Consider the following 7,860-nt stretch of genomic DNA (forward strand, 5'->3'; position numbering starts at 1 on the left):
GCGGCCATCTCAGTCGAAGCGGATTTCGACATCGGCGGCCATGCGGCCGGTATTGATATCAAAGAGATAGAGCGTCTGCTCGCCGTTTTCCTTGGTGCCGTAGATCAGCGCCTGGCCGTCGCCATAGCTGATATCGGCGATCTCGAAGCCGCGCGGCAGGTTCGCCGTCAGCGCCCTTGGCGCATCCGCGGGCACGATCGCGCCGCCGCGCTCGGCGACCGACGCCTCATCCGGACGGCTCATGACCTTATACAGGATCGCACCGAACACCGCCATCAGCGAGACGATCATGATCAGCGCGGAGACGACCTGCAAGCGCAGCATCCGCCGCCGCACCAGCTCGACCGCGGGGTCGAGCGGCTTGTCTTCTTCTTCGTCTTCAATGCGGTGTTGCGACATTGTCCATTGCTCCGGGGGCCGGTTTCGCTTAACAAGCGCGAACCGCACTTGCAAAGTTCAGATGACAGACGACCCGTTTAAACAAACCCAGGCCGATAGAAAAGACTTTCTCGTCCCCGAGGGCACGAAAGAGCGTCTGGACGCTTTCATAGCGCGCGAGATGGGCGACGGCGTGTCGCGCACCCGCGTGAAGGCGCTGATCAATGCCGGCGCGGTCTCGATCGACGGCAAGCCGGCGACCGAGCCGAGCCGCAAGGTCAAAGGTGGCGAGGCCATCAGCCTGATCATGCCCGAGGCGGAAGATGCCGAGCCGGAGGGCGAGGACATTCCGCTCGAAATCCTGCACGAGGACGGCGACATCATCGTCATCAACAAGCAGGCGGGCCTCGTGGTGCATCCGGGCGCCGGCAACTGGACGGGAACGCTGGTCAACGCGCTGATCCATCATTGCGGCGACACGCTTTCGGGCATTGGCGGGGTGAAGCGCCCCGGCATCGTCCACCGCCTCGACAAGGATACCACCGGCGTGATGGTGGTGGCCAAGAACGACGCCGCCCATCAGTCGCTTGCCGCACAATTCGCCGATCACGGCCGTACTGGGCCGCTGCAGCGCGCCTACAAGGCGCTGATCTGGGGCCGGCCAAAAATGCTGCACGGCACGATCGACGCACCGCTTGGCCGCGCGCCCGACCGCATTCGCCGCGCCGTTAAACGGGCCGACAGCGCCGATGCCGATTTCGCCATCACCCATTACACGGTCGCGCGCCGTTTCGGCGAAAAGCAGGATGGCAGCGCGCTGGCAAGCCTTGTCGAATGCCGGCTGGAGACGGGCCGCACCCATCAGATCCGCGTGCATATGGCGCATATCGGCCACCCGCTGATCGGCGACAACATGTATGGCGGTGGCTTCAAGACCAAGGCCAATTTGCTGGAAGAGCCCGCCGCCTCGCTGGTGCGTGGCTTCCCCCGCCAGGCGCTCCACGCCGCTCTCCTCGTGATCGAACACCCGACGACCGGTGAGGAGATGCACTTCGAAGCGCCCCTGCCCGCCGACATGGCAGCCCTTTGCGCTGCATTCGAGGGCTGAGCGGTCAATCCGATCAAAAACATTCCAGTCAATGGAAAGTTTTTGATCCAGATCCCTTGAAAGCCCTCCCTGCCATACTTAAATCGGGTTGTCCCTCCAGAAAATCGATGGTCGGATTGCGGGCTTATCCCGCCGATCGCCGCTGATTTGAAGAGGATTGCAACACCAAGGGGGTGAAAGCATGGCCAATACGCTTCCCAGCATCCGTGCCGGAGAAAACGGTCTCAACCGTTATCTCGAAGAAATCCGCAAATTCCCCATGCTCGAACCGCAGCAGGAATACATGCTTGCCAAGCGGTATCAGGAGCATGACGACCGCAATGCGGCTCATCAGCTCGTCACCAGCCATCTGCGTCTCGTCGCCAAGATTGCGATGGGCTATCGCGGTTATGGTCTTCCCATCGGCGAGGTGGTTTCCGAAGGCAATGTCGGCCTGATGCAGGCCGTCAAGAAATTCGACCCTGAACGGGGTTTCCGTCTGGCCACCTACGCCATGTGGTGGATCAAGGCCTCGATCCAGGAATATATCCTGCGCTCTTGGTCGCTCGTCAAAATGGGCACCACCGCCAACCAGAAGCGGCTGTTCTTCAATCTGCGCCGCCTCAAGGGCAAGATCCAGGCGATCGAGGATGGCGATCTCAAGCCAGAACAGGTCACCGAAATCGCGACCAAGCTGAATGTCAGCGAGGAAGAAGTGATTTCGATGAACCGGCGGCTTTCCGGCGATGCCTCGCTGAACGCGCCGATCCGCGCCACCGAGGGCGAATCCGGACAGTGGCAGGACTGGCTCGTCGACGACCATGACAGCCAGGAAGAAATGCTCGTCAACCAGGACGAACTCGAAAACCGCCGCGACATGCTGTCTTCCGCGATGGACGTTCTGAACGACCGCGAAAAGCGCATCTTCGTGGCCCGTCGCCTGTCTGAAGACCCGGAGACGCTGGAATCGCTCTCCGGTGAATTCAACATCTCCCGCGAACGCGTGCGCCAGATCGAGGTCCGCGCCTTCGAAAAGGTGCAGGACGCCGTGCAGAAGCAGGTGACCGCCAACGCCAAGGCGGTCCGCGCCGTGCGCGAGGGCGTTGCCGACTGATTGCCGGGATTTTTCGGGATGAACATGGAAGAAGCCGCGACGGGAAACCGCCGCGGCTTTTTTGCGATCAGTTATTGTCGCCGATATCGCCCAGCGCCTGCCATTCCTGGACGGCGCGGTCGAAGATCGCCATGCCGGTCGTGCCCTTTTCCAGCGTCAGTAGCGCGCGGCGGCCGTTGCGGTAGGTGATCGGGATATCGATCCAGTTGCGCTCGGCGAGCAGCGCCAGGTTCTGTCCGCGCGCCTGATCAAAATCATTGAGCGCAAGCATATAGAGATCGTCGGTGATCTTGGCCGAGACGGCGATCAGCGGATCGCCGCGGGCGGCTTCGGTGTTCTTCAATGAGATCCGCTGGACATTGTCGACCGCGCCGCCCTGGAAATTATCGCCGAGCGTGAACGCAATGTCGATGAGATGGCTTGCCGGCAGCGAGGAATCGTCATTGCGGCGGAAGGTGATCACGCCGGAAAGCCCCGCCTCGGGCACGTTCATGACGCCCTCGATCACCGGCTCGGACACCGCCGTGCCGGTGTTCTCCTGCTTCAGTTCCCAGGTCACCGTGCCCTGATAGGCCGACGGCACCGACTGGCCAAGCTGCTCCTCATAGAGGAACATCTTCTGCGCGGAGCCGACCGGCGGCGCGGGCGCGGCCGCTTCCTGCGTGGAGCCGGAAGTTGCGGGCGCGCCGGATGTCTGGTTGGCGACGGTGCGGGCCGGCCCGGCGCTGGCGCCGGCGGCGGGAAGGCCTTCCTCGACTTCTGTTCCATCCGGCAGCAGCCGCTGGGTGAATTGCTTTTCGCCTGCCGCTTCGCCCTCGTCCGCAGCGTCATCAGCCGGCGCTTGCGCTGTTTCCGTCTCCGGTTCGGTTGTCGGCGGCGTCTCGGGCTCTGCCGGCGTTTCGGCAGCCTGCTCCTGTCCCGGGTCAACCAGCGCCGTCACCGTGTCGCGGCCCTGCCAGGCGAAATAGCCGCCGACCGCGACCACCGCCAGAATGACAATGGCGGCAACCGCAATGACAATACGCTTCGCCCCGCCGCGACCCGTCTCGTCGCCGTCGCGACCGTAACCGGAGGACCGCTCATCATCATCGTAACCCGGTTCATCGGGTTCAAGCCCCAGAAGGCTGTCCACATGGGCCCAGTCCTTCTCGGAAACAGGCCGTCCGCCTGCGGGAACGGCCGGCTCGGTTGGCACGGCGGCCGGCGCTGCCTCGTAGCGCCAATCGTCAGCGGCGCGGCGTTCGTCTTCATCCGGCTCGACCACCACCGATCCGGCATCGCTTTCCTCATCATCCTCCGGCGTGTCGAAGGAATAGGACTCCTCGGGATCGGGCGCGCGCTCATAGACGACCCTGTCGGGCCTGTTGACCGCCTCGAACGTGGCGCCTTGCAGGAAGCCCGCGGACTGGCGCGGTTGCACAGGTTCAGGCTCGGGCTCGGGCTCGGGCTCGGGCTCGAAATGATGCTCAGGTTGCGGCGCGACTTCGTCTACCGGCAGCTCTTCATACGGCTCTTCGTCGCGATAAGGTTCTTCGTCCCTATAAGGCTCCTCCACCGGCGGTTCCGGCGCGACATCGTCCTCGACCGGAGCCTCATCGGTGAACCCGTCCTCGACAATCTCCTCATCGGGAGGCAGGGCGACGGCGAAATCGCTTTCGACCTCGGCGATCGCGGCATCGATCTTGTCGATCTGCCGCTTGATCATCGCTTCCGGCGGCGGGGGGTTCATGTTTTCCATCTGCCGGATGACAGCAGAGCGCGCCTTTTCATAGACGCGGGCGCGCAATTCCGGAGATTGTTCCGGAAGGCCTTCGACCGCGCGCCGAATGACTGCTGTGAAATCCGCCATGAATCACCCCTATTGTGCGGGACAGTGCCGCGACAATACTACGATTTTTTCTTAATCTTCAAATGGATCGGTCACGAGAATGGTATCATCGCGCTCAGGACTTGTGGATAAAAGCGCAACGGGAGCCCCGATCAGCTCCTCAACCTGGCGTACATACTTGATCGCCTGCGCCGGCAGGTCCGCCCATTTGCGCGCGCCGACGGTTGATTCCTTCCAGCCTTCCAGCGTGACATAGACCGGCTTGACCCGCGCCTGCGCGCCCTGGCTGGCCGGCAGCGCCTCGATGCGCTCGCCATCCAGCTCATAGGCGACGCAGATTTTCAGTTCGTCCAGCCCGTCCAGCACATCGAGCTTGGTGAGCGCGATGCCGGTGATGCCGTTGGTGGCGACGGCCTGGCGCACCAGCACGGCGTCGAACCAGCCGCAGCGGCGCTTGCGCCCGGTGACCGTGCCGAATTCGTGGCCGCGCTCGCCGAGGAAATTGCCGATCTCGTCATTGAGTTCCGTCGGGAACGGCCCTTCGCCGACGCGCGTGGTATAGGCCTTGGTGATGCCGAGAATATAGCCGAGCGAGCCCGGCCCCATGCCGGAACCGGCCGCAGCCTGCCCCGCGACCGTGTTCGACGAGGTGACGAAGGGGTAGGTGCCGTGGTCGATATCGAGCAGCGTGCCCTGCGCGCCCTCGAACAGGATGCGCTGGCCCGCGCGGCGCTTCTTGTCGAGCAGCAGCCACACGGTTTCGCGGTAAGGCAGAACCTGATCGGCGACCGAGGTCAGTTCCTCCATGATCGCATCATGGGAAATTTCGGGCGCGCCGAAGCCGCGGCGCAGCGCATTGTGATGGGTTAGCAGCCGGTCGACCTTGGCCGGCAGGCTCTCCAGATTGGCAAGATCCATCAGCCGGATCGCGCGCCGGCCGACCTTGTCCTCATAGGCCGGGCCGATGCCGCGCCGCGTGGTGCCGATCTTGGTGCCGGAATTGGTGGCGGCGTCCTCGCGCATGCCGTCAAGCTCGCGGTGGAGCGAGAGGATCAACGTGGCATTGTCGGCGATGCGGAGATTTTCAGGCGAGATCTTCACCCCTTGCGCTTCCAGCCGACCGATCTCGGCGATCAACGCATGCGGGTCGACGACGACGCCGTTGCCGATGACGGCGAGCTTGCCCTCGCGCACAACGCCCGACGGCAGCAGCGACAGTTTGTAGCTCACGCCGTCGATCACCAGCGTGTGGCCGGCATTGTGACCGCCCTGATAGCGCACCACGATATCGGCGCGCTCGGAAAGCCAGTCAACGATCTTGCCCTTGCCCTCGTCGCCCCATTGCGAGCCGACCACTACAACATTTGTCATATCACCTACCTGGAAGTCCTAAGTCACGTTTAAGCCGCAGCATCTATAACCATCTCGCTGTCATATTGCGATCCCCCTCACCCGCAAGCGCAAAATTTTCTCGTGACAGCCCCATGGCAGACGGACTATTGCGTCCTTACCCTCGAATGGATCGGCGAATGACATGAAATCAGGCGCGCACGCCAGCGAATGGCAGGCCTATCTGCTTCTAACCATCACGGCATTTCTTTGGGGCGGAAACATGACCGCGGGCAAGCTGGCGGTCGGCCACGTCTCTCCCATGGTTCTCAATTCCCTGCGCTGGACCTTGGCGGCGATCGTTCTCGGCCTGTTTTCGCTGCCGCAAATCCGCCGGGACTGGCCGGTGGTCAGGCGTAACTGGCCGGCGATCCTCGCCTTCGGCGCGGTCGGCTATACGGCCTATAACGCCTTTCTCTATTCCGGGCTCCAGCTCACCTCGGCGATCAACGTGTCGATGATCCAGGCGAGCCTGCCGTTTTGCATCCTCGCCATCAATTTCGCGCTGTTTCGCACCCGTTCGACCGTGCTGCAGATGACCGGTTTTCTGGTGACGCTCGCCGGCGTTGCCACCGTTGTTTCCCAGGGCGAGATGCGCAAGCTGTTGCATCTCGATCTCAATTTCGGCGACCTGCTCGCCCTTGCCGCAGCGCTCAGCTATTCCGGCTACACCGTGGCGCTGCGGTGGAAACCGCCGCTCGACTGGCGGGTGATGGTGATCTCGTTCTGCTGCGGGGCGGTGATCGCCTCGATACCTTTGGTGGCAGCCGAAATCGCCTTGGGCTCCGCGATCTGGCCGCATGACGCCATCGGCTTCGGCGTGGTGCTCTATGCAGGATTGTTTCCCTCGCTTATCTCCCAGGCCTTTTTCATCCGCGGCGTCGACGTGATCGGCCCCAACCGCGCCGGCATCTTCATCAACCTGATCCCGGTGTTCGGCACGATCATCGCCGTGCTGGTGCTCGACGAGCAGCTTTCGGGATTCCACGCGATCGCCCTTGTGCTCGTCGTCGGCGGGATCGCGCTCGCCCAGTGGGGCAAACCGAAGCCGGCCTGAGACCGCGCGCAAAAAGAGAGCGGCCGGAACGCAAAACGATGCTTTTGCCGATCACGCGCTTTGCCTAAACCTGTCGGAGACGCCGCAACGAAAAGCGGCGGGGAACATCAGACAGGTGAGACATGGCCAAGCGCTTTTACTGGAATGAACTGACGAGCCCGGAATTTTCAGCACTTGATGCCGAAAAGACGATCGCGATCCTGCCGATCGCCTCCACCGAGCAGCACGGCCCTCATCTGCCGGTCGCGACCGATGTGGCGATCGCGCGCGGCATGCTGGACACGCTTCAGGACATGATCCCCGACGATCTCGAGGTTCTGGTGCTGCCGGTTCAGGAGATCGGCAAGGCCAACGAACACGTCTACGGGCCCGGCACGCTGTCCTTCGGCGCCGATATCCTGATCCCGGCCTGGACCGCGATCGGCGAGAAGGTCGCCGAAGCGGGCGTCAGAAAAATGATCATCGTCAACAGCCATGGCGGCAATCTCGACATCATGCACATCGTGGCGCGCGAGATGCGGGTGCGGTTCTCGATGGCGGTGGTTTCCACCCAATGGGGCCGGTTCGGCCATCCCGAGGGCATGATCAGCGACGAGGAGCGCACCTACGGCATCCATGCCGGCGAGGTCGAAACCTCGCTGATGCTGCATTTCCGCCCGGAACTCGTGAAGATGGAGCATGCGGAAAACTTCGTCTCGCTCGCCAAATGGCAGAAGGAAAACACCCGTCACCTGCAACCAATCCCGCCCAATTCACTCGCCTGGATCGCCCACGACCTCAACCCCAAGGGCGCTGTCGGCAATGCCAGCGCCGGCACCGCCGAGAAGGGTGAGGCGATTGCCCGGCATCAGGTGGCTGGGTTTATCGAACTGATCGAGGATTTAAAGGGGTATCCGCTAGAGAAGCTTTATACACCGGGTTGATGGAACGGGCGGCGGCTGGCCTATGGCCTGAGCAGACGTTGCAGGCCGAAAACCTCTCAACCATAATCTCCCCCCTTGAGGGGG

General features: G+C 62.7%; 7 protein-coding genes. 4 read left to right on the forward strand and 3 right to left on the reverse strand.

Annotation, left to right across the window (positions count from 1 at the left end; translation table 11 throughout):
• Positions 1–9 precede the first annotated feature (9 nt).
• On the reverse strand, positions 10–399 hold the full coding sequence (locus tag B4E36_RS13735) for a hypothetical protein (RefSeq protein ID WP_292052215.1): 390 nt from the start codon (positions 397–399) through the stop codon (positions 10–12).
• Positions 400–460: 61 nt separating this feature from the next.
• On the opposite strand from B4E36_RS13735, the gene B4E36_RS13740 reads away from it, so the two are divergent.
• Both B4E36_RS13740 and rpoH read left to right on the forward strand, forming a co-directional pair.
• Complete coding sequence (locus B4E36_RS13740; RefSeq protein ID WP_292052213.1) at positions 461–1,486, forward strand: RluA family pseudouridine synthase; 1,026 nt, start codon at positions 461–463, stop codon at positions 1,484–1,486.
• A gap of 181 nt (positions 1,487–1,667) precedes the next feature.
• The gene (rpoH, locus tag B4E36_RS13745) at positions 1,668–2,579 is read left to right on the forward strand and encodes an RNA polymerase sigma factor RpoH (RefSeq protein ID WP_292052212.1); all 912 of its coding nucleotides are present in this window, start codon (positions 1,668–1,670) and stop codon (positions 2,577–2,579) included.
• A gap of 67 nt (positions 2,580–2,646) precedes the next feature.
• Here rpoH and B4E36_RS13750 read toward each other — a convergent pair whose 3' ends face one another.
• Positions 2,647–4,428, reverse strand: coding sequence for a hypothetical protein (locus tag B4E36_RS13750; protein ID WP_292052336.1), 1,782 nt, complete (start codon positions 4,426–4,428; stop codon positions 2,647–2,649).
• A gap of 51 nt (positions 4,429–4,479) precedes the next feature.
• Entirely contained in the window at positions 4,480–5,778 is a 1,299-nt protein-coding gene (locus B4E36_RS13755; protein ID WP_026173518.1) for an adenylosuccinate synthase, read from the reverse strand.
• 163 nt (positions 5,779–5,941) lie between these two features.
• Here B4E36_RS13755 and B4E36_RS13760 point away from each other — a divergent pair, with 163 nt between their 5' ends.
• Together B4E36_RS13760 and B4E36_RS13765 are read left to right on the forward strand one after the other, a co-directional pair.
• On the forward strand, positions 5,942–6,853 hold the full coding sequence (locus B4E36_RS13760; RefSeq protein ID WP_292052333.1) for a DMT family transporter: 912 nt from the start codon (positions 5,942–5,944) through the stop codon (positions 6,851–6,853).
• Between the two features lie 122 nt (positions 6,854–6,975).
• Entirely contained in the window at positions 6,976–7,776 is an 801-nt protein-coding gene (locus B4E36_RS13765) for a creatininase family protein (protein WP_292052331.1), read from the forward strand.
• Positions 7,777–7,860 lie beyond the last annotated feature (84 nt).

This window comes from Martelella sp. UBA3392 (genome assembly GCF_002358775.1).
Taxonomy (GTDB): domain Bacteria; phylum Pseudomonadota; class Alphaproteobacteria; order Rhizobiales; family Rhizobiaceae; genus Martelella; species Martelella mediterranea.